The organism is Aurantiacibacter xanthus (assembly GCF_003584015.1).
Lineage (GTDB): Bacteria > Pseudomonadota > Alphaproteobacteria > Sphingomonadales > Sphingomonadaceae > Alteraurantiacibacter > Alteraurantiacibacter xanthus.
This window is the reverse complement of sequence record NZ_QXFM01000096.1, coordinates 1-23674: the sequence shown is the minus strand read 5'-3', so window position 1 is coordinate 23674 and position 23674 is coordinate 1. Positions and strand designations below refer to the sequence as shown.

25 protein-coding genes, 1 tRNA gene and 2 pseudogenes are annotated in these 23674 nt (G+C 64.9%); 17 read left to right on the top strand and 11 right to left on the bottom strand.

Annotated elements, in window-relative coordinates:
* Positions 1 to 435, bottom strand: a pseudogene (locus D2V17_RS10685) (transposase); the annotation flags it as partial.
* 149 nt (positions 436 to 584) lie between these two features.
* Between D2V17_RS10685 and D2V17_RS10680 the strand changes: the two are divergent.
* The 4 genes from D2V17_RS10680 to D2V17_RS10665 all read left to right on the top strand — a co-directional run bounded on the left by D2V17_RS10680 (position 585) and on the right by D2V17_RS10665 (position 5834).
* Entirely contained in the window at positions 585 to 1292 is a 708-nt protein-coding gene (locus tag D2V17_RS10680; protein WP_147367355.1) for a tyrosine-type recombinase/integrase, read from the top strand.
* Positions 1289 to 3079: a recombinase family protein gene (locus D2V17_RS10675; RefSeq protein WP_052208626.1), complete on the top strand. Its 1791-nt coding sequence runs from the start codon at positions 1289 to 1291 to the stop codon at positions 3077 to 3079. Before D2V17_RS10680 ends, D2V17_RS10675 begins: the two co-directional genes overlap by 4 nt.
* Before the next feature lie 692 nt (positions 3080 to 3771).
* Positions 3772 to 4284, top strand: coding sequence for a lasso peptide biosynthesis B2 protein (locus tag D2V17_RS10670; protein WP_047822382.1), 513 nt, complete (start codon positions 3772 to 3774; stop codon positions 4282 to 4284).
* Positions 4284 to 5834, top strand: coding sequence for an adenine nucleotide alpha hydrolase family protein (locus D2V17_RS10665; RefSeq protein ID WP_039578025.1), 1551 nt, complete (start codon positions 4284 to 4286; stop codon positions 5832 to 5834). The genes D2V17_RS10670 and D2V17_RS10665 overlap by 1 nt, the downstream gene beginning before the upstream one ends.
* On the opposite strand, the gene D2V17_RS10660 is transcribed toward D2V17_RS10665, so the two are convergent.
* The 4 genes from D2V17_RS10660 to D2V17_RS10640 form a co-directional block, all read right to left on the bottom strand.
* Complete coding sequence (locus tag D2V17_RS10660) at positions 5765 to 6415, bottom strand: DUF6445 family protein (protein ID WP_052208628.1); 651 nt, start codon at positions 6413 to 6415, stop codon at positions 5765 to 5767. The genes D2V17_RS10665 and D2V17_RS10660 overlap by 70 nt on opposite strands.
* 180 nt (positions 6416 to 6595) lie before the next feature.
* The gene (locus D2V17_RS21750) at positions 6596 to 7303 is read right to left on the bottom strand and encodes a hypothetical protein (protein WP_225082413.1); all 708 of its coding nucleotides are present in this window, start codon (positions 7301 to 7303) and stop codon (positions 6596 to 6598) included.
* A gap of 437 nt (positions 7304 to 7740) precedes the next feature.
* Positions 7741 to 7817 (bottom strand) — tRNA-Arg (locus tag D2V17_RS10645).
* Between the two features lie 513 nt (positions 7818 to 8330).
* On the bottom strand, positions 8331 to 8684 hold the full coding sequence (locus D2V17_RS10640) for a DUF6152 family protein (RefSeq protein WP_220474108.1): 354 nt from the start codon (positions 8682 to 8684) through the stop codon (positions 8331 to 8333).
* A gap of 181 nt (positions 8685 to 8865) precedes the next feature.
* On the opposite strand from D2V17_RS10640, the gene D2V17_RS10635 reads away from it, so the two are divergent.
* From D2V17_RS10635 to D2V17_RS10580, 12 genes are all read left to right on the top strand, one after another.
* Entirely contained in the window at positions 8866 to 9672 is an 807-nt protein-coding gene (locus D2V17_RS10635) for a hypothetical protein (protein ID WP_119592954.1), read from the top strand.
* Between the two features lie 86 nt (positions 9673 to 9758).
* Positions 9759 to 10160, top strand: a complete 402-nt coding sequence (locus D2V17_RS10630; protein WP_119592953.1) for a hypothetical protein — start codon at positions 9759 to 9761, stop codon at positions 10158 to 10160.
* Positions 10161 to 10219: 59 nt separating this feature from the next.
* Positions 10220 to 10729: an MmcB family DNA repair protein gene (locus D2V17_RS10625; protein ID WP_119592952.1), complete on the top strand. Its 510-nt coding sequence runs from the start codon at positions 10220 to 10222 to the stop codon at positions 10727 to 10729.
* A gap of 93 nt (positions 10730 to 10822) precedes the next feature.
* On the top strand, positions 10823 to 11503 hold the full coding sequence (locus tag D2V17_RS10620; protein WP_119592958.1) for a sterol desaturase family protein: 681 nt from the start codon (positions 10823 to 10825) through the stop codon (positions 11501 to 11503).
* The gene (locus tag D2V17_RS10615; protein WP_119592951.1) at positions 11470 to 11931 is read left to right on the top strand and encodes a DUF2141 domain-containing protein; all 462 of its coding nucleotides are present in this window, start codon (positions 11470 to 11472) and stop codon (positions 11929 to 11931) included. The genes D2V17_RS10620 and D2V17_RS10615 overlap by 34 nt, the downstream gene beginning before the upstream one ends.
* A 112-nt stretch (positions 11932 to 12043) precedes the next feature.
* Positions 12044 to 13342, top strand: a complete 1299-nt coding sequence (locus tag D2V17_RS10610; RefSeq protein ID WP_119592950.1) for a PAS domain-containing protein — start codon at positions 12044 to 12046, stop codon at positions 13340 to 13342.
* A gap of 67 nt (positions 13343 to 13409) precedes the next feature.
* A complete protein-coding gene (locus D2V17_RS10605) occupies positions 13410 to 14897 on the top strand; it encodes a M48 family metalloprotease (RefSeq protein ID WP_119592949.1) in 1488 nt (495 codons plus the stop codon).
* 10 nt (positions 14898 to 14907) lie between these two features.
* A complete protein-coding gene (locus D2V17_RS10600; protein ID WP_119592948.1) occupies positions 14908 to 15600 on the top strand; it encodes a DsbA family protein in 693 nt (230 codons plus the stop codon).
* A gap of 82 nt (positions 15601 to 15682) precedes the next feature.
* Positions 15683 to 16867 (top strand): sensor histidine kinase, encoded by a 1185-nt coding sequence (locus D2V17_RS10595; RefSeq protein WP_119592947.1) that lies wholly within the window; start codon positions 15683 to 15685, stop codon positions 16865 to 16867.
* Positions 16864 to 17661 (top strand): LytR/AlgR family response regulator transcription factor, encoded by a 798-nt coding sequence (locus D2V17_RS10590; protein ID WP_119592946.1) that lies wholly within the window; start codon positions 16864 to 16866, stop codon positions 17659 to 17661. Before D2V17_RS10595 ends, D2V17_RS10590 begins: the two co-directional genes overlap by 4 nt.
* A gap of 275 nt (positions 17662 to 17936) precedes the next feature.
* A complete protein-coding gene (gene nadC / locus D2V17_RS10585) occupies positions 17937 to 18797 on the top strand; it encodes a carboxylating nicotinate-nucleotide diphosphorylase (protein WP_119592945.1) in 861 nt (286 codons plus the stop codon).
* Between the two features lie 441 nt (positions 18798 to 19238).
* Entirely contained in the window at positions 19239 to 19700 is a 462-nt protein-coding gene (locus D2V17_RS10580; protein WP_245978669.1) for a ribonuclease T2 family protein, read from the top strand.
* A 5-nt stretch (positions 19701 to 19705) separates the two neighbouring features.
* Here the strand turns inward: D2V17_RS10580 and D2V17_RS10575 are convergent, their stop codons facing one another.
* Both D2V17_RS10575 and D2V17_RS10570 read right to left on the bottom strand, forming a co-directional pair.
* Positions 19706 to 20248 carry a hypothetical protein gene (locus D2V17_RS10575; protein ID WP_119592944.1) on the bottom strand — a complete coding sequence of 181 codons (543 nt, stop codon included), beginning with the start codon at positions 20246 to 20248 and terminating at the stop codon, positions 19706 to 19708.
* A gap of 39 nt (positions 20249 to 20287) precedes the next feature.
* Complete coding sequence (locus D2V17_RS10570; RefSeq protein ID WP_119592957.1) at positions 20288 to 20743, bottom strand: nucleoside deaminase; 456 nt, start codon at positions 20741 to 20743, stop codon at positions 20288 to 20290.
* A gap of 149 nt (positions 20744 to 20892) precedes the next feature.
* Between D2V17_RS10570 and rpmB the strand changes: the two genes are divergently transcribed.
* Positions 20893 to 21180, top strand: coding sequence for a 50S ribosomal protein L28 (gene rpmB, locus D2V17_RS10565; protein ID WP_119592943.1), 288 nt, complete (start codon positions 20893 to 20895; stop codon positions 21178 to 21180).
* Between the two features lie 91 nt (positions 21181 to 21271).
* On the opposite strand, the gene D2V17_RS10560 is transcribed toward rpmB, so the two are convergent.
* The 4 genes and pseudogenes from D2V17_RS10560 to D2V17_RS10545 all read right to left on the bottom strand — a co-directional run.
* Positions 21272 to 22231 (bottom strand): esterase-like activity of phytase family protein, encoded by a 960-nt coding sequence (locus D2V17_RS10560; protein WP_119592942.1) that lies wholly within the window; start codon positions 22229 to 22231, stop codon positions 21272 to 21274.
* Between the two features lie 11 nt (positions 22232 to 22242).
* Entirely contained in the window at positions 22243 to 23145 is a 903-nt protein-coding gene (locus D2V17_RS10555; protein ID WP_119592956.1) for a M23 family metallopeptidase, read from the bottom strand.
* Between the two features lie 17 nt (positions 23146 to 23162).
* A complete protein-coding gene (locus D2V17_RS10550; protein ID WP_119592941.1) occupies positions 23163 to 23375 on the bottom strand; it encodes a DUF2093 domain-containing protein in 213 nt (70 codons plus the stop codon).
* Between the two features lie 27 nt (positions 23376 to 23402).
* Positions 23403 to 23674 (bottom strand): annotated as a pseudogene (locus D2V17_RS10545) (exodeoxyribonuclease VII large subunit); the annotation flags it as partial.

Sequence of the window (23674 nt, the reverse complement as noted above, 5' to 3'; positions counted from 1 at the left end):
ACTGCTCGACGATCCGGATGATCTCGAGCTTCTCGGATGCGGGATATCTCATTCGTCGTCGCCCCCATCCGCGATCATGCTTTTTTTGAGCAGACGGTTTTCGAGCGTCAGGTCGGCCACGCATTCCTTCAGGGCACGGGCTTCGCGGCGCAGGTCCTGCACCTCGCCGCTGGTCGCGGCACGAGCCGTGTCACCCGCCAGGCGCCGCTTGCCCGCTTCCATGAACTCCTTCGACCAGGTGTAATACAGGCTCTGGGCAATGCCTTCCTTGCGGCATAGTTCGGCAATGCTGTCTTCGCCACGCAGCCCATCGAGCACAATGCGGATCTTGTCTTCGGCCGAAAAATGCCGCCGGGTCTGCCGCCGGATGTCCTTCACCACCCGCTCAGCAGGGGCCTTGGCAGGCGATTTTTTCAAGGAGTGTTGGGGCTTCATCTTCGTTCCTTCGTCACTACGACGAAGCCCCAACACTCCTTAATTCACAACCTCAAATCTGTGCCATTGGCGCTGACGGGGAACAGACGATTGCGGGCGCCGTTCGGGGCATCGCCTACGTGTTGCGGGCCTGCGCACCGCCCGATGGCGTGGACTGGCTTACCACGCTCGCACACCGGATGACGAACACCGCGAAGCCGTCACGTCCCAAACTGCCGCGCATGGTTCGGATAGGCAGCATCATTCTGCTCTCCGACAGGCTGATGGACATCGGCCTCGAAAAACTGCGGGTCGGCCGCCGCAGCGGCGCTCCGATCTATCGCGACGGTTTGCTCATCGGCTTGCTCATCCACCGCCCGATGCGTCGCCGCAATCTCACGGACCTGCGGATCGGCCATAACCTGTTCGTCGATGACTTCGGCATCAGGATCACGATCCCGCGCAAAGAGACCAAGAAGGGGGTTCCCTTCGACGGTTATGTTCCCAAGCGGCTCGAAGAGGCGACATTCACCTATCTCGATCGGGTTCGACCTGTCCTGCTCAAGAACGATATTCCTGACGAGGGCTGGCTCTGGGTGGGGCGCCGAGGCAGGCAGGTGACGGCTGATCAGATCAGCACGCGCGTTACTCGCATCATGCGGGAGCACTTCGGAAGAGACCTCTCGCCGCACCTGTTCCGCGATTGCGCGGCCACCGAAGCTGCCCTTGAGCGCCCGGAGCTTATCGGCATTACGAAGCATGTGCTCGGCCATATGACGCTGGCTTCGAGCCAGAAATTCTACAATCAGGCGACCAGTTTCACCGCCTTCTCCCGCCACGCCGACGTAATTCGCAAGCTGCGGGGAGAAGGATCATGACCCGCGCGGCCATTTACGTCAGAGTATCGACGGCCCGCCAGGCCGAGCGCGACCTGTCGATTCCCGACCAGATTGCCCAGTGCCGCACATGGTGTCAGCGGCAGGGTGTCGAAGTGGTCCAAATCTTCTCCGAGCCGGGGGCGTCCGCGCTCGACGAGGATCGGCCGGTTTTTCAGGAGATGATCCACACGGCGAAGCGCACAGACAAACCCTTCGATCTCGTGGTCGTGCATTCACTCAGCCGCTTTAGCCGGGACTCGCTTCACTCGGAACTCTACATCCGCGAATTGCGGAAGGCCGGGGTGGAACTTGTCTCGATCACTCAGGACGTCGGCCAGGACCCGACCGGCGAGATGTTCCGCAAGCTGTTGCACATCTTCGACGAGCATCAGAGCCGGGAAACCGCCAAGCACGTCCATCGCGCCATGCTGGAGAATGCCCGACAGGGCTTCTGGAACGGTTCACGACCGCCTTACGGCTATGGCGTCGAGATCGCTGAGCGGCGAGGCAGCAAGGATAAGAAGGTGCTGGTCGTAAACGACGCCGAGGCGCGCGTCGTTCGCATGATCTTCGACATGGCCGCAGGTGTGGAAGGCCGGCCCATGGGGGTAAAGGCCATCGCAACATGGCTCAACGAGCGCGGTATCCTTCGGCGAGGGCGCAGGTTCTCGACCGGAGGTGTCCACGCGATCCTGACGGCGAGCACCTATCATGGACAGCACTACTTCAATCGCACCGACAGCAGGAACGACCGTCCCCGTCCTCCTTCCGAATGGATACCGCTCGCCGTTCCGGCGATAATCGAGGAGAAGACCTTCAACGCGGCGCAGGCGCTCCTGCAGAGCCGCGCGCCCAAGCGGGTGGCGCCGCGCCTGGTCAACACGCCGACGCTGCTCGCCGGGGTGGCCCGATGCGGCAATTGCGGCGCTGCGTTGATCCAGAACACCGGCAAGGGCGGACAGTATCGCTATTACTGCTGCTCGCGCCGTCTCAAGGAAGGCCCCTTCGGCTGCAAGGGGCTGCGCATGCCGATGGACAAGCTCGACGGGATCGTGATCGGCGAGGTGACGAAGCGGATACTGCATCCGGATCATCTGAAAGAGCTGCTGGAAAACTATCTGCACACGGCGATCGAACGCGAGGATCGCAACCGCGATCGGCTGCGGCAGATGCGCCTGGATCACAAGGAAGCCGAAGCAGGCATCGCCCGGCTGCTGGAACTGGTCGAGAAAGGGCTGATGGATGCCGAGGACGCTTCGATGCGTGAGCGGCTGGTCAATCTGCGGTTCCGGCGCGATGAACTTGCCGAGCAAATATCCGACCTCACCCGTCGCCTCGCCATGGCCGAGCCGGTGATCACGCCCGCCAAGATCGAGAAGCTGGCGCTGCTCCTGCGCGACAAGCTGCATCACGGCCAGCCTGATCTGCGCCAGGCTTATGCCCGGCTGCTGCTCAGCGAGGTGTGCGTGAACGACCGGGAAATCCGCATCAGCGGCTCGAAAGCCGTGCTGGCCCGGAGTGCGGCAGCGGGCGTGGCCAAAACCACGCCCGCAGTTCTCTCTTTTGTTCGAGAATGGTGCACTCGACAGGATTCGAACCTGTGGCCTCCGCCTTCGGGCAGCAGGGGAACAACAAGGAGGAAGGCAAGGCGAAGTCATGTTCCGCAATCGACGTCCTCGCACCGATGTCGTCTGACAGGGGGCAACTTCGCGCGGCATTGCAAGGGGTCCGTGCAGTTGACTGGACACCGCTTGCCGCCGGACTCGATCGTGCCGAGGCTCTGCTGACGGCCTCCTCAACGCCGAGGGAGCAGATCATCTATGTTGTGTCAGATGGCGAAGAGACCTGCGGCGGCGATCCCGTGACCTCCGCCCGACGCATCGACAGCGGTCGCGCGCCGTCGATGCCGCAGGATGGATGGAGATCTGCCCACACCCGTTCCTATACGCGTCAGTTCGCCAAGGCCAGGGCCGGACAACCGTGACCCGTTCATTCAGGCACCTCGATCAGCTTAACCTTATGGGCCGTGCGCCGCCGATGGTCGCTGAAGCGCTCCCCGTTGCGGCTCTCGGTTCGGACACCATTGCGTTTCCAAGGCTTGCAAAGTTTGCAGCCGCTCCGCTGGTTCCGCGACCTTTTTCTTTTGCAATGCATCGAGGTTGTCATCTTTCTGTCGCAAGCGAGGCGCCGTTCGTTTGTTCTTGACTCTCATACATCGTTTTGGATGATTAACCACGACATCCATCGCCCAGGGGGGATCAATACATGACGTTTCTTCGCGCGCTGTTTCAGGCTCTGTTCTGTCATCACGCGGCTGCCGGCGCCGTTCGCGGGGGCAGCGGCCACTTCAACGAACAATGCCACCCCGGCACCTATAACTGAACGGAAAGCGGCCGCTGAAAGCTGGTCGCCTGTCAGGATAGATGACCGCCGCTGCCTGATTTACGGGCCGCGGTTCGGAAAACTGTACCTGCTCTCTGTGGAACGCCTTGGAGACAGGGTGTTTCGCCAGGTGATCGGCTTGTCCGGTCCAGACGACGCAGCACTCGCCGATCCATCCGACCGCGTTGGCTGGTCGCTTGCGAGCCAGGGCGACGATCTTCGCCCTGGGTCCGGATGGCGGATGCGGTTGGCCTATCACCTCCTTCATCATTCGCGTCATGGCCTGCCGTTCAGGCTGAGTGCGAAGCTGATCGGGCTGGCAGCGAGCCGTTCAGCAAGCCATCCGCACGGCGGGCAGAACACGGTAGAAGCGATCGCGCGTGCGGTTGCCGCCACGGAAGATGCCGTCGGATTCTCCGATTGCTATCCTCGCGCCTTGCTTACCGCTTGGCTGGCGCTTGCCGCGGGCAACTCCTGTGTTCTGGCGATCGGTGTGCTGGCGCCGACGCGAAAGTTGCACGCCTGGTGCACGGTCGCCGGTGTCCTGCCGTTCGAGCCGGTGGCAGAGCATTATCTTTATCAACCGGCCTGGACCATCACGCTGCCCTGATGCCGGCCTTTTTTCGCCCAACCACAACGAATGTCGAAATTGGAGACGCCGAACTCGAGGTCCGCACTTCGGTCGCCACCCGGCACGTCACGCTACCGGGCTGCGGCATCACCTATCTGTGCCTCTATGACGATGAAATCGATCAGCGGACCGAACTCTTCATCAGGCGCTTGGCGATGGCCGGCACGGAAGCGATCGCGCCTTATCTTGAACTGACCGACATCGCCTTCATTGTGCGGCATGATGGCAGTTTGTCGGTTATGCGCGGCGGAGCGTGCCCGATTGCACTCTATTACTGCCCAACCGAGAAGGGGCTGCGCTTCACAACCGCCCTGCCCGTCGCGAACACTTCACGCCTTTCCCGGCGTGGAATCATCATGGCCGTCGCCGCAGCGTGCCAGCACTCTTCTTATGAGCCGAACGCTTTCACCGAAACGCCAGTCGCCGGATGGCACCGGGTGCGTCGCGCCTCGATCAACCATTTCGTCGCGAACCGGCTCGAACGCTGCGAACTCATCGATGGACGACCGGTCCGCACAGTGAGCCGGGAAGAGATTGCCGCAGAGGTCCGTGCGGCATTCATGGCGTACGGGAATTCGCAGGCCGGGATCACCAGATCGGTCCTGGAGGTTTCAGGCGGATTCGATAGCACGCTTGCCGCGACCACACTGATGGCGCGGCAGGACATGCACGGCATCTCATCGGTCTATCCCTATTATGAGTTCCGCGACGAGGTCGAAGTGCAAGCGGGTGTCGCTGGAGAACTTGGAATTCCCCGCACTATCCTCGACGGCACAACGCTTTTCCCCTACGCGCCCAGCGACGAGCCTGTGCGCTGGGACGAGCCGTCGGTCTATGTAACCGGCATCCGCCATGCCGAGCAGGTTGCGCGCTTCGCCAGTCGGCACCATGCACAGCGCATCTATATGGGGCATGGCGGGGACCAATGCTTCGCGACGGATCTGACCTCAAGGGAAGGACTTGTCCGCAATCCACCGGGGCGAGGACCGTTTTCAGCGCGAAGCTGGGCCATTGTTTCCGCAGCCACAAAGGCCACTAACGCATCGCCCTGGATGGCCCGGTCAGCCGGCACGTTCGTCTATGACGCGCGGCAGGACCTATGGGTCAAGGAACGATATGGCGTCACCATCAGGACGCCGTTTTCCGATCTGCGCATATTTCAGGCAGGTCAGCTCTGGTCGGAGCACTCGGCGGCAAGGGGCAAGCGGCCCGACAAATCGATCCTGGTGGATGCGCTGGGCAGCTATCTTCCCGACGCCGTTGTCCGGCGGAAGGGCAAGACGGCCTATGACGGCGTTTGGATGCGCGCTTATGAACGCCATGCCACTCATATTGCCGATTGTTTCGATCGCGCCGCCGCCACGCTGGGGCATCTGGGCATTTCCGCAACATGGTTGATTCGCAGGACCCGCGCGCTTGGTGCCTGGAAGCCCGTGTCGGACAGGGAAGTGCTGGCGCTCTACGCGGTCGCGTTCTGGATTCTGGCTTGGGAACTTGACCGACCGGAGGAGCTTTGCTGGGCGCCGTGATCCCGGGTAGCAATATCGAAGAAGAAATTCTGAAACAGCCTGCCGTTCTCCAACCGGTCGCCGAAATAGGCGCTCGCGCCATGGGCGAGATGCGCGTCGAACAGGACCAGGCGGTTATAGATATTGCTGATCCGGTCGATCTCCTCCCAGTGCCCGCGGTCGAATTCCGCATCGCTCCCGAAGGTCAAGGCCATCAGTGCGGCGTCGCTGGACCGTCGGCGCAGACCGCTCCGGCGCCCGCGGAAGAAAGACAGGCCCGCTCCCAGCGGGGCGTCGGGGGTAAGAAACAGGACGCCTGCATAAGACTGACTGTCGGAATGATACGGGATGGCATCGTTGGCGAAGCAAACCTGGAATCGCCCGTTGGCGGTATTGTCGTCCCAATGCGCCAACTGATGACCGAGCAAATCCTCGAACCTTTGGCGATAGGGCGCCAGATGCAGGAAACGCGCCTCGGTACGCAGGCCGGCGCTGTGCATTTTGACATAGGGCTGCCTGAGCGCCGTCGCCCGCACGCCGTCGGGATCTGTCAGAAAGTCATCGACGACGATGATCTGCGGGCCGGTGCTATCAACGACCATTGTTCCTTCCTTCCGCGAGCTACCTCCAAGGTGCCAGTTTATCTTTCGCGTAATCCTCAGACATGCTGACCACGATCGCGTGGTGAAGATTCACCTGAAGCGTTCTTCGAAATACGCATACCACATTCGTTGAAGCGCAGCGGGTTGCGGCAGAGTTGCACAAGCGCGGCACTCGTCCCCTCATCGGGGCGGTGAGCAGGGCTTTCCTTCATATTCATGCCGGTGGAGCTTGTATTCACCCCCGCTCCAGCGAACCACTGGAAAACAGAACCCCGGTCCGCCGACCTGAATGTCGGGAAAATTGTCCGAACCTCTTGTCGCAAGCAACTCGGGAATTCCGATGCCGGCCGTCATAACCTTCCATTGGCCGTTCGGCTGCCGGGTCAACAACTGGAAGCTCAAACCCGACATGCCGAAGCAGATCGCGCCGCCTTCAGTCACGATGACCTCGGGCCGGCCATCACCATTGATGTCTTCGATTGTCCCTATTGCACCGGCCTCATAGGACGCCCCCGCCGGCGGGTCTCCGCATGTGCCGCTTTCCCATTGTCGGCGCTTCTGTACATAGGTGAAACCTGCGGCCTGGAAGATGCTTCGCATCTCTGAGCTAACGCCATCCAAAGAAGCGCCCGAAGTTGACGAGCCGGCAACGGAATTGGCTTCCACGCTTGCCGCCGCGACACGATCAGCGGCGGCTGAAGTGGGCTCCGCCCCGGCTGATGAAGCGGGCGCCGCCAGGGCGATCCTTTCCGGCGAAGTTCCCGCTTCACTACCGCCGCCACCTGCAATTTCCTCACTCGTCGCACTCCGGCCCGATTGGCCGCCACAGGCCGTCAACGCCAAAGCAACCACCAGGGGACCCAGTTTCCGGTCGAAGGATTTTATCATTTGCCCACCTCTGCACTGCTCTACGGCTTTACCGCCGCCTGTCCTCAGTTCCATGACAATAATACTGGCGTTGCCATCAAGCGATTGCCGAACGGCACGACCTCGGCACTGTCGTAAAGGCTCGCCCCGAAGGCGAAAGCGATTTCTGCAGGCCTCGGCGAGCGCTCGCAAACCGACGAAATCGTCGGTCTTAACTGTTGCGCGATCGCGACGCCGAGACAGGTGTCTCAAATCTCCGGCTGAAATCCAGGAACTCTCCACTGATAGCGCCGTCGATTCGCGAGCAACCGCGCCGCCGAGGACTGAAGATTCGTAAACTATTGAAATTGAGGGGGTTTGGTGGAAATTGCTGCTTCCGCGACTGCTTCCGTGGTGGAAATTGCGCTGGAGGCCGCACAAGACGCCTGATTCAAGCGTTTGATTTCTAAGGGGAAATTTGGCGCACTCGACAGGATTCGAACCTGTGGCCTCCGCCTTCGGAGGGCGGCGCTCTATCCAGCTGAGCTACGAGTGCATCCGGTCCCCCTTAGTTGGGGGCTCGAAAATCGTCAATCTGCCGACTGCTTCCGTGGTGCTTCCGCGACGCTTTTGCCTCGAAAAACCGCTTCCGTCAAAATCGGCCTAAAACCCTGTTTCTACGACCTTATTTTCTTCCTCAAACGCCCGAATATCAGCTTGACTTCCGCCTTCGGAGGGCAGCGCTCTATCCAGCTGAGCTATGGGTGCGTAAGGCGTAGAAGCCGTAAGATTTGTGCCGAAAAACGTCAATCCATGATCAAATTCGGCTGTCCGATCACGGTGAGATTTTGGTGAGTTTTTTCGTCCCTTCTTTCTTCAGCCTTCCTAAACCCGCGCAAATCCGGTATAAAATCGCTGCTCTCGCGTCGGACATAAGCCTTCGGAGGGCAGCGCTCTATCCAGCTGAGCTACGGGTGCATAATCGGCCAGCACCCCCGCGCCTAGCAATGCGATGCGCGAACGCCAAGCGCAATCGTCAATGCACCCCCTTCACCCTCACTTCGTACGCTCACATCGCGCTGGGCAATTGCTTTATCTCGCTGCCGTCGGCCTTGTATACCCGCACGTTGAAACCACCGTTGCGCCCGTCGCGCAGCGGGTAGTACGTCAGCGACACCTTCTCTCCGGGCGCCAGCGTGCGCCGGGTCCAGCCCTCGCGACTCAGGTGATTCGGGCTCATCCCCTCGAATGCCCAGCGCTTGCCCTCCCCGTCACGCGCGTAGATGAAGGTGTGCGGGTTGGTCCACACCCAGCGCTCCACCGTCAGATCGTTGAGCCGCACTTCGTCGCCCCAGGCGAACATCGCGGTCGAGTGATGCGCCGCGCCCGCCGCCGTCAGCGCCAATCCGATTGTCCTCGCCATGCCCATCGCTGCCTCTCCTCGCCGGGACGGCTTGCGGGCCCCGTGCCATGCGGGCGATTTTCTCCCACCAAGTTGACAGAATCAAGCTCTATCTTGACTTGTACAATCAAGTCGCCCCACTCTCAGCCGCGAAGACGATAGCCCAAGCGGGCATCGCATTGCGGGGGGAGAGAATATACCCATGGTGAAAGCGACCACGATCGTCGCCGGGCTGGCGCTGGCTCTGACCGGGGCACCGGCTGCGGCCCAGCCTGACGACAGCTTCACGCCTGCGCGCGCCACCGGCTATGCCGATGTCACCGACTGGCCCGACTTCACCGGCGTGTGGAGCCCCGACTGGCGCTATCTGTTCGCCTCCAGAGGTGCGCGGCGCACCTCCAGCCCCGTGCTCACGCGCGAGGCCAAGGCGAAATACGACGCCTTCCTCGAAAAGCAGCGGCGCGAAGGGGTCAACCAGTACCTACAGGCCAACTGCATTCCGCCCGGCATGCCGGGCATCATGCGCCAGCCCTACCCGGTCGAGTTCCTGTTCTCGCCCGGCCGGGTGACGCTCCTCACCGAAACCTACTCGCAGGCGCGCCGCCTCTATCTCGACGGGCGTGCGCTGCCCGAAGATCCCGAGCCTCTGTTCAACGGCACCTCGGTGGGCCGCTGGGAGGGCGATATGCTGGTGGTCGACACGGTCGGCTTCAACCATCTGGTCACCTACCAGAGCGGGATCGAACCTTCGCCCAAGATGCGCATTCACGAGCACTTCTGGCTGGCCGAACCCGATGTGCTGATGGTCCAGACCACGATCACCGATCCCGGCGTGCTGGCACAGCCGCTGGTGAACTTGCAGGCCTTTCGCCGCAAGCCCGACTGGGACATGCGCGAATATGTGTGCGAGGAAAACAACCGGCTGACCGACGAGGAAGGCGGCGCCAACATCGATCTCGGGTTCGACGATGTGGAAGACGACCCGTTCGGCCCGCCGCCGGAGGACTGACTCCGCGGGGCCAACGGCAAGCCCACCGATTCGCACGGGTTTGATCGCTAACGGCTTTTCAACCATCACGGGCATAGGCTGGCCTTATGACAGCCGCATCGCCCACTCCTGCCCTCGCCCCGGCCACCGGAGGCCATCCCAGCGGATCGAGCGCCAGCGCCCTGCGCTGGGCGGCCCTCACCGAGGCCGGACAGGTTGTGGCCATGCTGGCAGGCGTGAGCACCGGGCGACCGGGCCGCGAGATCCGGGATTTCCCCGTGCTGTTGCGCGATGCCAAGCCATGGCGGCGCGAGGCCGCCGAGCACGCGCTCGACGAGCTGGCCGCGATGATGGAACCGGGCATTGCCGCGCTGATGGCGATCAACGCTTGCGGTGGTGACTGCCGCCCCGCTGCCGAAGCGCTGTGGGCCGAGTTTTGCGCCGCCCGCGCGGCCTTGCTTGCCATGGCCCCCGCTGCCGGCTCGTTTGGACCGCTGCGCGCCGCCTGAACTTGCCTGCGGGCACATCGTCACTTGACGATGTTCGCATTTCGTTCCAGCATTTGCGAATGATCGAATCGCTCTCCAAGTCCGCTCCGCCACCTGCCGCCGATGGCGAGATCGCACCTGCCCGCGCGCGTGAGGTCTGTCGCGGAATCGGCCGCCTGTTTGCGCGCAACGGAATCTGGGTGCTGCCGGAAATGCCGCTGCGCAACGGACGGCGGGCCGATCTGATGGGGCTCGATGCCAAGGGGCGGATCGTTATTGTCGAAGTCAAAGTGGCGCGGGCAGACCTGCTCGGCGATGCCAAGTGGCCCGACTATCTCGATTTCTGCGACCGGTTCTACTGGGGCCTGCCGCCCGAGCTGGATCGCGCCTGCCTCAATGGCGAGGATTTCCGGCCCGACATGTGCGGCATCATCGTGGCCGATGGCTACGATGCGGAGATCGTGCGCCCCGCTCCCAGCCACCCGCTCGCCGCCGCACGGCGCAAGGTCGAGGTGGAGCGGCTGGCGCGCACCGCCCTGCGGCGGCAGCTGGTCGCGCTCGATCCGCATTGCGCCGGGTGGGACGAATAGAGCGCGGGCCATCTGTCGCCCGCCGCTGCGGGGTGCTAGAGCCTGAGCGTGACCTTCGACGTTACCTCCGCCATTATCCTGTCCACGCTTGCGATGACGGCGATCGTGGCCTTGCGCTATCTCGCCACCAGCGGGATCTTCGCGCTGGCAACGGCGCGGGTGCGGCCCGGCCACTATGCCGGGCGCGGAGCGCAGATTCGCAAGGAAATCGGCTGGTCGCTCGCCTCGGCCGCGATCTACGGCATTCCCGCCGGCGTGGTCGCCTGGGGCTGGCAGGAGCACGGCTGGACCCGCATCTACACCGAGGTCGGCGCCTATCCGCTGTGGTATCTGCCGCTCTCGCTGTTCCTCTATCTCTTCGCGCACGACACCTGGTTTTACTGGACGCACCGGCTGCTGCACGTGCCGCGCTGGTTCCGCATCGCCCATGCCGTCCACCATGCCAGCCGCCCGCCCACCGCCTGGGCGGCGATGAGCTTCCACCCGATCGAGGCGCTGACCGGCGCCTTTGTCATCCCGGTGCTGGTGTTCGTGCTGCCGATCCACGTCGGCGTGCTCGGGCTGGTGCTGGCGATCATGACGATCATGGGCGTGACCAACCACATGGGCTGGGAGATGTTTCCGCGCTGGCTCGTTCATTCACGCTTAGGCGACTGGCTGATAACGGCCAGCCACCATCACGTTCACCACGAGGCTTACCTGTGTAACTACGGCCTCTACTTTCGCTTCTGGGATCGCTTGTGCAAAACCGACAAAGGCCTCTCCTCGCCCTGACCGCTCTCGCTCTGGCGGCCCTGCTCGCTGCCCCGGCCATCCCGGCCGAGGGCGGGGTGTCGGTCGATGTCACCGTCACCGGCCTGCGCAACACCAAGGGCCGCATCATCGCCTGCATGACCAGCGACGAAAGCCGCTTCCCGCGCTGCCGCGACGCGGGCGGCTCCTACAAGGCCAATGCCGCCGCGGCGGACAACGCGGTGCTGCATTTCACCGGAGTCGTTCCGGGCACCTATGCCATCGCCCTGCTCCACGACGAGAACGAGAACGGCCGCGCCGACCGCGCGCTGACCCTGATCCCGCGCGAGGGGTTCGGCTTCTCGCGCGATGCGCCGGTGCGGATGGGCCCGCCCAGGTTCGAGGATGCGGCCTTTACGGTGGGCGCGGCTCCGATCACGCAGACCATCCGCATGCGCTACATGCTTTAGCTATCGGTGCCGAGCGCGCGGGCAGCATTTGCCTAAAATGCGCAACTTTACCGATAATTTACCATGTCGCGCCAGAACAGCCCCTGCCAAAACCAAGCAAAGGGCCATCGGCATGGATACGTTCCGCAGCTCGGGTAACAACTACGAGGGCTATTTCGAAGGCGCCGACGAGCATTTTCTCGACGAGCCTTACGATACGCCGCCGCCCGCCATCGGCAACAACGAACGCCGCATGCAGGTGCGCGCGTACAATTTCTGGGCCAGCCAGCTCGGCGACGGGCACCTCCCCAACATCGCCAGCCTCGACCCGACCAATGTCGCCGATTTCGGCGTCAACGCCGTGCTGCTCGACTTCTCCGACGGCAGCGACGACCCGCGCGTCACCTTCCTTGGCGCAGCGCTTGCCGAGGAATGCGAGGTAGGCACCCGCGACATCCGGCGCCTGTCCGACGTGCCCTCGCGCTCGCTGCTGAGCCGGATCACCGACCACTACATGCAGATCATCGCCAATCAGGCGCCGATCGGGTTCGAGGCCGAGTTCGTGAATCAGCGCGGCAGCTCGATTCTCTATCGCGGCATCCTGCTGCCCTACACCGGCGACAACCAGACGATCACCCATATCTACGGGGTCATCAACTGGAAGGAGCTGGCCGATCAGGCCATGGCCGACGAACTGCTGCTCGAAATCGAGCAGGCTATCGAGCCTGCGCTGCGCCAGCGCTCCGAACATTCGCCGCTGGGCGACTGGGCCGATGGGCCGGGCGCTGCCGGCGCCCACGCCGAGGTGCACGATCATGCGCAGGCCATGGGCCTCGCCGACTGGCTCGCCCGCGCCCGCGAACAGGCCGCCCAGGCCTGCGAGCGCGAGGATCGCACCCGTTCCGCCTTGTACGATGCCGTAAGCCGCGCCTGGGACTTCGCTCTCGCCGCCGCCGCGGCGCCGGAGGAATTTGCCGAGATGCTCGACGATGCCGGGATGACGGTGCAGAAGCGCGCCCCGATGACGCCGATCGTCAAGCTCGTGTTCGGCGCCGGATACGACAAGACCCGCATCACCGAATATGCCGCCGTGCTCGCCCATGCCCGGCGCAACCGGATGCCGCGTGGCAGCCTCGCGGCTTTCCTGCGCGAGGCCGAAGGCGGCCTGAAGGGCGTGGTGGCGATCGAGCGCAGGCTGCGCCGCGAGGACGCGGGCAAGCCCGATCACGCCCCGCGCAGCGCACCGCGCAAGGTCATCGCCCGCAGGCTGCGCGAAATCGCGCCCCGCAGCCTTGCCGCACTCGCCCCCGAAGGTGAGGAGTTTGCGCTCGTCATGGTCCGCCGCAGCGGCGATGGCAGTGTCAGCATGCTGGGCGAAGTGCCCAACGACGTGGCGCTGGTGGAGAAGGCCGCGCGCCGTCTGCTGGCGTGACCGGGCGGCGTCCGGGCGCAAGCTTCAGTTTGCGTTCAGCCGCCGGATCGCTACCCCTGTGCAATCCATGCGCCAGATTGCTCGCCCCTTCGCCCGCCTGATCGCCCATTCGATGGCCGCCTTCGCCGCGCTTGCGCTGGCGTCGCAGCCGGTCGCCGCGCAAAGCGTGCTGCGCGATGCCGAGACCGAGGAACTGCTGCAGGACATGCTTGACCCGCTGCTCGAAGCGGCGGGGATGAATCCGGGGCAGGTCGACGTGGTCCTGCTCAACGACAGTTCGATCAACGCCTTCGTCGCCGGGGGCCAGCGGATCTACGTCCACTCCGGCCTGATCAACGCCGCCGACAGCGCCAACGAGGTGCAGGGCGTGCTCGCCCACGAGCTGGGCCATATCACCGGCGGCCATATCAACCGGTTCTCCGAAGGGGCCTCGAAGGCCACCTCGATCACACTGCTGTCCGCAGTGCTGGCGGCGGCGGCGGCCGCGGCGGGCGGCGGCGAGGCGGCGATGGGCGTGCTGGCTGCCGGGCAACAGGCAGCGATGGGCTCGTTCCTCGCCTTCAGCCGGGTGCAGGAAGCCAGCGCCGATGCCGCCAGCGTCGGTTACATCAAGTGCGCCGGGATCAGCGGCGATGGCGCGGTGGCCTTCTTCCGCAAGCTGCAGAACCTCGAATATCGCCAAGGCGTGCGCCAGGGCGGCGATGCCGAATTCGCCCGCTCGCACCCGCTCACCGGGGATCGTATCCGGCGGCTCGAAGAAACGCTCGCGTCCGACACGCCCTCGGATCAACCACCAGCCGATCTGGTCACCGTCGTTACCGAAGGGGTCGATGACAGTTCGCACGACGAGGTCATCCCGCGCGGCCCGGCCACCTGCCGCAGCGCGCCGCAGCCGGCAGCGGAAACCGCCGCACTCGAAGCGCGCTATGCCAAGGCCAAGGCCAAGCTGTTCGGCTACCTCGCCGAGCCCGCGCGCACGCTCACCTTCTATCCGGTCGGCACCGACAGCGAACCGGCGCACTATGCCCGCGCCTATGCCTATCACAAGGAGGCGCTGGTCGATCAGGCCCTGGCCGAAACCGATGCGCTGATCGCCGCCGAGCCGCACAATCCCTATTTCCTCGAACTGAGGGGCCAGATCCTGCTCGAATCGGGGCGTGTGGCCGATTCGCTGCCACCCCTGCGCGAGGCCACCCGGCTCACCGGCGCCAACCCGCTGATCGCCGGAATGCTCGGCCATGCCCTGATCGCGACCGACGATCCGGCCAACCTCGACGAGGCCGAACAGGTGCTGCGCGCGGCGGTGGGGCGCGACCGCGAAAACCCCTTTGCCTGGTATCAGCTCGGCATCGTCTACGGCAAACGCGGTGACATCCCCCGTGCCCGGCTCGCCAGTGCCGAACAGCAGATCATGTCGGGCAATCCGCAGCTCGCGCTCAGCAGCGCCGAGGCCGCCGAAGCCCGCCTGCCCGTCGGCAGCCCCGACTGGCTGCGCGCGCAGGACATCGCACTGCAGGCCCGCGCGCAGCTTGAACGCGCCCGCGACCGCAGTTAGGACCGCAGCCATGCGCTGGTTACTCACCCTTGTCATCGCCCTCGTCGGCGGCTTTGCCGGCGCCGCCCTGTGGCAGTTCGCCGGGGTCGGCCCCAATCCCACCCGCGAATATCTGCTCGCCAATCCCGAGGTGCTGCCCGAGGCGATCGAGGTGCTCAACCGGCGCGAGACGCTGGCCAAGGTCGAGCCCTTGCGCGACGAGCTGGAGGCCCCCTTCCCCGGCGCGATGCTCGGCAATCCCGATGGCAAGGTGACGCTAGTCGAGTTCAGCGACTATGCCTGCGGCTATTGCCGCCAGTCGATGGACGACGTGATGGCGCTGATCGCGGCCAATCCCGATCTCAAGGTGGTGATCCGCGAGTTCCCGATCCTGTCCGAAGGCAGCGGGGCCGCCGCGCGCATGGCGCTCGCCGCCGCGCAACAGGGCAAGTACGCCGCGTTCCACGATGCCATGTTCGCCAAGGACGGGCCGAGCGAGGAAAACATCGCCGCCGCCGCGCGCGAAGCCGGGGTCGACATCGCCAAGGCGCAGGCCGCCATCGACGGCGGCGCGTTCGAAGGGCAGTTGCAGAACAACATGTTCCTCGCCCAGTCGCTGGGCTTCTCGGGCACGCCGAGCTGGATCGTGGGCGATCAGGTGCTCAACGGCGCGGTCGGCATCGACAAGATTTCCCAAGCCATCGAAGCCGCCCGCAAATCGTGAGTCGGACGCTGGCCAGGCACATATCGTCGCAAGGCTGACACGCGGGCTCTTGCAGGAGGCCAAATTCGGCTAAGATGAGTATATGGCAATGCTGCCGTTCCAACCCACGCCGTTCTTCCATGACAAGAACCGGGCATTCTGGCGTCTGCAGCTGATCGGCTGGGGCGGCGCGATGGCGTTGCGTTCGGCCACCGCCATCACCAACGAACGGCCGCCCGAATTCCTCGTCTCGGTGCTGATCGCCACAGTCACGGGCTTTTCGATCAGCCTGATCCTCTCGGTGGTCTATGGCTATCTGATCAACCGCCGCCCGATCATCACCTGGACCGGCACCATCGTGGTGCTGGCGCTGGCGGTGGCGGTTTCCGCCTTCATCAACGCCTCGACCATCAGCCTGCGCCCCGAAGCCAGCGAGACCGGCTTCCTCAGCCTCGTGCTCGGCCTGCTCTATATCGACATGACGCTGCTCGGCGCATGGTCGGCGCTCTATTACATGATCAACTTCTTCCTCCAGGTGGAGGAACAGACCGACCGGCTCGAACGGCTGGAAGCGCAGGCCACCAGCGCGCAGCTCGCCATGCTGCGTTATCAGCTCAATCCGCACTTCCTGTTCAACACGCTCAATTCGATCAGCACGCTGGTGCTGCTCAAACAGACCGAGCGCGCCAATGCGATGCTCACGCGCCTGTCGGGCTTCCTGCGCCACACGCTGGTGAGCGAGCCGGGCGGCAAGGTCGCCGTAGCGCAGGAGGTCGAGACCCTGCAGCTTTACCTCGAAATCGAACGCATGCGGTTCGAGGAACGGTTGCAGACCGAATTCGCGGTCGATCCGCTCGCCTCGCGCGCGGCCATTCCCTCGATGCTGCTCCAGCCGCTGGTCGAGAACGCGATCAAGTATGGTGTCTCCAGGCAGGAGGAAGGCGCGCGCATCAGCCTCAAGGCCAAGGTGATCGGCGCGCGGCTGCGGGTGTCGGTCTCGGACACCGGGCCCGGCATCCAGAACCTGAACCTTCCCGCCAACGAGCTGACCAAGGTGCCCTCCTCCACCGGCGTGGGCCTCGCCAACATCGCCGAACGTCTGAGCCAGGCCTATGGCGACGACCACCGCTTCGACATCGAGACCCCGGCGGAGGGCGGCTTTACCGTCATTATCGAAATTCCGTTCGAACCGATCGCCAGCAGCGATGCGGTGCGCGACGCCATCCCTTCCCCCCAGCCGCGGCCATCCCCTCCGGCCCCGGCCCAAGCAATCGGAAACCCTGCATGACCATTCGCACTATCCTCGTCGACGACGAGAGCCTGGCCGTTCAGGGCCTCGCCCTGAGGCTCGAAAAATTTGCCGACATCGAGATCATCGAGACCTGCGCCAACGGGCGCGAGGCGATCCGCGCGATCAAAACGCTGAAGCCCGATCTCGTGTTTCTCGATATCCAGATGCCCGGTTTCGACGGCTTCTCGGTGGTGAAGGGGGTGATGGAGATCGAGCCGCCGCTGTTCGTGTTCGTCACCGCCTATCAGGAACACGCGATCCGCGCCTTCGAGGCCAATGCGGTGAACTACCTGATGAAGCCGGTCGACGAGGACAAGCTGGCCGACACCGTCGAACGCGTGCGCCAGCGGCTGGCCGAGAAGCGCTCGACCGAAGAGGCCGAGAAGCTGAAGGACGTGCTGGCCGAGGTCAGCCCCGAGAGCCTCGAAGACCTTGCCGGTGCCGAGGACGATCTGTCCGGGCGCTACGAGAAGATGATCAATGTGAAGGACAAGGGTCAGATCTTCCGCGTCGATGTCGACACCATCGAGCATATCGAGGCGGCGGGCGACTACATGGTGATCTACACCGGCGACAATTCGCTGATCCTGCGCGAAACGATGAAGGATCTGGAGCGCCGGCTCGATCCCAAGGTGTTCCAGCGCGTGCATCGCAGCACCATCGTCAACCTCGACCTCGTGCGGCAGGTGCGCCCGCATACGAATGGCGAGTGCTTCCTGGTGCTCGAATCGGGCGCCGAGGTGAAGGTGTCGCGGAGCTATCGCGATGTGGTGGCGCGGTTCGTGCATTGATGTGTTTTGCGCGGCCCCATCCGGGGCCGCGTCCTCCCGGCTATTCCCTCCGCTTCGCTGCGGGGCCGGTCCGGGCGGGCGGTCGCCCTTGCGGTCGCTGCGCGACCGATAAGCCGCCCCACCCCCGCTCGTCCTGAGCTTGTCGAAGGACTGCCTTTCCTCTTTTACGGAACCACGCCCGCTCACCCTGAGCTTGTCGGACTCGAAGAGGGGCCGCAGGCCCAACGGTCGCTTTTCCTCTTTCCCTCGCGCACAGTTCGCCGCACAGGAACCCCATGGAATTCACACTCGAAGGCTTCGATCTGGAACGTTTCGTCCTGCGCACGCTGGATGAGGACCTTGGCGTGGGCTGGCCCGGCGGCGGCAAGGATGTCACCGCCACCAGCGTGATCCCCGCCGACGCGCGGTTTTCGGGCGTGATGGACACGCGCGACGCCATCGTGGTGGCGGGCCTGCCGATCGCCGCCGCCTTCTTCCGCCAGCTCGACCCCGAGATGGAAATCACGATCCTGCGCGAAGAGGGCGAGCGCGTGCCCGCCGGGGCCGACCTCATGCGCCTCGCCGGCAATGCCCGCGCACTGCTCACCGCCGAGCGCAGCGCGCTCAACACCGTACAGCACCTCTCAGGCATCGCCACCATGACGCGCCTCTATGTCGACGCCATGGGCGAGACCCAGTGCGTGCTGCTCGACACCCGCAAGACGATCCCCGGCCTGCGCGTGCTGGAGAAGTACGCCACCCGCCAGGGCGGCGCGCAGAACCATCGCATGGGCCTGTGGGACGCGGCGATGATCAAGGACAACCACATCCTCGTGGCAGGCAGCGTGGGCGAGGCGGTCGCTCGCGCGCGCGAGGCGGGCATCGAGTCGATCATCTGCGAGGTCGACCGGATCGACCAGATCGAACCCGCGCTGGCGGCAGGCGCGAACCATCTGCTGCTCGACAATATGGATCCCGAGACATTGCGCGCGGCGGTCGGCCTGATCGCCGGGCGGGCCCGGACCGAGGCCAGCGGCGGGATCAATCTCGACACCATTGCCGCCAAGGCCGCGACGGGGGTGGACTACTGCTCTGTGGGCCGCCTCACGCAAAGCGCACCCGCAGCGGACATCGGGCTGGACTTCACGCCTCTATGATATCGCTCGCGGCCAGTCGGCTGCGCCGACGCCTCCGCGGGGGCGGCCTGCCGGCCGACGCGCGGTCGCACTTGCGGGCTGTCTGGGTCAGCCCGAGACTCCCGTTCAATTCCCTCGTCATTGCGAGGAGCGCAGCGACGCGGCAATCCAACTCCTCCCTTGCCCGTTGGAGGCGACGGCTGACAATGGATCGCCGCACGACTGCGTCGCTCGCGATGACGATCGGCCTATTATGCGCACCCGGCATCGCTCAGGCGCAGGCCTACCAATGCTCCATCCCGCGCGGGGCGATCACCCTGCCGCGTGTCACGCCCGACGGCCCGCGCCGCGACATACCCATCACCGGCTACACCCTCGCGCTGAGCTGGAGCCCGGAATTCTGCCGCACCCGCTCCGAGCGCCCGCAAAACGCGCGCCAGTGTTCAGGCCGCGCGGGAAGCTTTGGCCTCATCGTCCACGGCCTCTGGCCCGAGGGCCGCTCAAGCTGGCCGCAATGGTGCGAGGCCAGTCCGCCAGCCGAGCCAGACCGAACTGCGCCAGTCGCTGTGCATGACGCCCGATGCCGCGCTGCTGGCGCACGAATGGGCCAAGCACGGCAGCTGCATGGTCCGCGATCCCGACGCCTACCTGCGCGCAACCCGCATCCTGTGGCGCTCGCTGCGCCTGCCCGATTACGACGCGCTTTCCCGCCGCGACGGCCTCACCGCCGCAGACGTCCGCCGCGCCTTTGCCGATGCCAACACCGCGTTCGAACCCGAGATGGTCGGTCTGGTGCTGAACGAGCGCGGCTGGCTCACCGAACTGCGCCTGTGCTACGGGCGCGACTTCATGCCCACGCGCTGCGACCGGCGGCGACTTGGACCGGAGGACGACGCAAGGGTGCGAATCTGGCGGGGGTTGTAGGCCCGCTAGTCGTCCCGCGAGGGCTGCGTGATGATGGCTTCGGAGGGGTGCTCCTGCATGTGTTGCCGAACGAGGCGCTCCTGCGCTGACGCATTCAGCCATCTCGCGAGGAAACGCGTGCCAAGGCCAAGGGCGATCAGGATCGCGACATTGCCCAGAACAGCCCAGGACCCGCTGAAAAGCGCCGCCAGGATCGCCGTAAACACCACCCCGATGCCCGCCACCAGCACGCCCAGCACCATGCCGATCATGCCCCACTCGGTGTAGGTAAAGGCCAGAGAATAGAGCCACAGGCCCGCGAGAAACACGAAGGACGCCATACCATAGGCAGCCCCGGCAATGGCTCTGGCGGCGGGGATCACCGCGAGCGGAACCATGGCGATGCACAGGACCATCGCGATCCAGAACACATCCGGTATCCAGTTGAGCGCCCAGACGCTGAACTCGGCAAGGCCGAGCAGGAACAGGATCGGAATGGCGAGGATCAGCAGCAGCAACAGCAGGCCTGCTGCCGATCCGCGAATCTCCCTGACCTTGTTCACCAGCATCACTCTCACTCCTGTAAACCTTGCGCCAGTCTGGCCAAGTCACCGCCGCCCGGCAAAAAACCCGCGCAACAGTTCCGCCGCCTCGGCTTCGCCCACACCGCTGACCACTTCGGGCCGGTGATGGCACTGCGCCTGCGCGAACACCCGCGCGCCGTGCTCGACCCCGCCGCCCTTGGGATCGTTCGCGCCATAGGTCAGCGTGGCGAGTCGCGCGTGGGCAATCGCGCCCGCACACATCGCGCATGGCTCCAGCGTGACGAATAGCGCGCAGTCTTCCAGCCGCTCCTGCCCCAGCGCCTCGGCGGCGCGGCGAATCGCTACGATCTCGGCGTGGGCGGTCGGGTCATTGGTGGTGCGCGTGAGGTTGTGCCCCTCACCCACGATCTCGCCGCCCTTGACCACCACCGCACCCACTGGCACTTCGCCCACAGCGGCAGCTTCTCCAGCCAATTCAAGGGCTCGCAGCATCGGCAGGGGCGTGGGCCAGCGGGTCATGGCCACGGCGCTAGGGCATCGAAAAGCGCGCGGCAATATCGCGTTTCGGGTGCCATTTTCTTGACGACCCCGCCAAGGCTATGTATGCGCGCGCCTTTCCCAGCCTAGTTGCTGATTCACTGAAACCGTTTCGAACGAGAGATTTCGCCATGTCGCGCATCTGCGAACTTACCGGCAAGGGCCGTCAGGTCGGCCACAATGTGAGCCACGCCAACAACAAGACCAAGCGTGTGTTCCTGCCCAACCTGCAGAACGTCACGCTGATCAGCGAGAAGCTGGATCGCAGCTTCAAGTTCCGCGTTTCGACGCAGGGCCTGCGCTCGGTTGAGCACAACGGCGGCCTCGACAACTGGCTGCTGAAGACCAAGGACGAGAAGCTCTCGACCAGTGCCCAGAAGGTGAAGCGCGAGCTGAAGAAGGCCATCGCCGCAGCGTAACCGCTGCGCGATTGCCCGTTAGCTAGCGGCCCGCAGGCGATTGCGCCTCGCGGGCCGTTTGCTTGCCCGCATTCCCTTCATAGCGATCCCGTCAGCCGCCATAGGCATAGCGCAGCTTCAACAGCAGCGTGCGCTGGAGCAGTGACAGGTTGTCGTCCGCGATCAGCCACACGGTCGCCACGCCATCGCCGTCCGGCTCGATCGCCATCCCCTCGTAGTTCTCGCGAAGACCCGCGCCATCGATCCGCGCCAGTTCGGTGAGCGGCCAGGGCTTGCCTTTGCGAATCGCCGCAGGGTCGGCCACCATCAGCAGGCTGGCAAAGGGCGGCCACGCCAGCTGCAGGTCGCGAAACAAAATCAGCACCCGGCCATCGGGCAGCTGCGCCATGTCGGTCGGCAGAAACTCGCCCGGTGGCATGATAATGAACTTGAGCGGCTCATCGCTCGTCAACGGATCGCCCGCGAACAGCAGGCCATCCCCGCCCGCCTCGGCCAGCACGATGAAGCGCCCGTCGCTCAGCCGCACCATCGATTCGGGGCCGGAATTGCTCTTCCACTTGTCCATCGCCCTGGGCTGAACGAACTGCGAGGTGCCGTTGGGAGAATAGCGGCGAATCGCGTTGTGGTTCTCATAGCCCATCCAGATCGTGCCGCTGGCCGGATCGGACGTGACCGATTCGACGTCCTGCGGATCGTGCAGCAGCGGATCGCGCGGGAACACGGCGGTCAGCGCAGGGGCGCTGCCGGCGAAGGGCGGGCGCGGCAGGCGGGCATAGGTACCGCGATCGGAATAGGCGATGAAGCCCGCGCCCTCCGGGTCGATCCGCAGGGCCGAATAGCCGCCGAAATCCGGGTTGGGGTTGGCGACATTCCACGCCCCTGCCAGCGTCAGGCCATCGGGCCATCCTTCAGGCTGCGCCACATCGAGCTGTTCGAGCCGCACCAGATCTTGCGCCGCCGCATTCGGATCGTCGCGCAGCCATGTTCCCGGCGCGATCAGCAGCGACAACGCGACCACCAAAGCGAGCCGCTTGATTCGGGGCCTGCGCATGGGGCGGAGGGTCAGCGCGGGGGCAGGAACAGCAGCGGATCGAGCCGCGCGAGGTGCCACTTGATGCTCCAGTGCAGATGCGGACCCGTCGCACGGCCACTCGCGCCGATCAGGCCGATGGGATCGCCCTGCCTGATCATCTGCCCCTCGGTCACGTCGATGCGCGACAGGTGCAGGAAGGCCGAGTTGAGCCCGTCGCCATGATCGATGATGACCAGATTGCCTTCGAGGCTGAACGGCTGCGTGGTCGCCAGCGTGACCTTGCCCGAGGCAGGCGCCACCACCGGCGCACCGGCACCGCCCGCGATGTCGAGCCCGGAGTGATAGCTGCCGGGTTCGCCCTGATAGATCCGCTGCGAGCCGAACCGCCCGGAAATGCGCCCCTGCGCGGGCCAGATGAAGTTCTCGCGCCAGCCGTCGACCGGCGAATCGGCAGTGCGCGCGTTCCAGATCGCATCAAGTTCGGGCTGGCGGCGGCGCATGAAGGCCTCCGAGCTTTGCCCGCCGGGACGCAAGGGGGTGTTGACGCGCTCGATCTGCCAGTCGCGCGGGCGCACGGTGATCGTCGCGCTTTTGGTGGTGCCGTCGGCCAGCGTAGCGGTGAGCCTCGCCTCGGGGCCAGCGTCACGGTCGAAGGCGGCGAAGAACATGCCATCGGGGTCGAGCGTCAGCGGCACCTCGCCGAGCATGGCCGAAACCGTGCCCGCCGGGGCCTGCCCGCGAATCCAGCCGCCCTGCTCGGTCTCGCCGGCATAGGTGAACTGCGCGGGGCCGCTGGGGGTTGGGGTGGGCGTGGGAGCAGGAATCGGTGCAGGGGCTGGAGCTGGTGCCGGTCGCTGCGCCGCCCGCGCGGACTCAACCGGCTCGGCGGCGGGGATGCAGGCGGCGGTGAGCAGCGCAGCGCCGCTCAGCATGGCGGCGGCGGCAAGCCTCACAGGTCTTCGAGCGCGCGGCGTGTGGAGAGTTCGGCGGAGGCATAGGGCTCCTGCCGCTCCACGCTCCAGTAGGTCAGCGCGTCGAGCGGGATCGCCTCGCCGCTCATGGCGCAAACCACGAAATGGCCGGGCTTCACCACCCGAAAGTCGTTCGGCCCATAGATCAGCGTGGCCGCGCGGTGCGAAGGGGTATCCGATGACATCAGCATGGAGCCTCATGTAGGGGCAGGGGCGGGTCAAAGCAATTTGGGTTGGCCCGGCGGTGAATCTTTTGCGGCGGACGGCCGTGGTTTCGGTTTCTTCACCACTCCGGTCACCACATCGAGTGTGCCGTCGGCGAACTTGAGCGTCAGCACCGGTTCGCCCGCCGCCACATCGCGCGATGATATGGCCCGGTGGCCCGGCGCGCTCACCAAGGCATAGCCGCGCGCCAGCGGCGCTTCGGGGTTAAGTTGCTGCAGGAGGCGGTCCAGCCCGGCGAGGCGCTGGGTGCGGTCTGCCTGCGCGC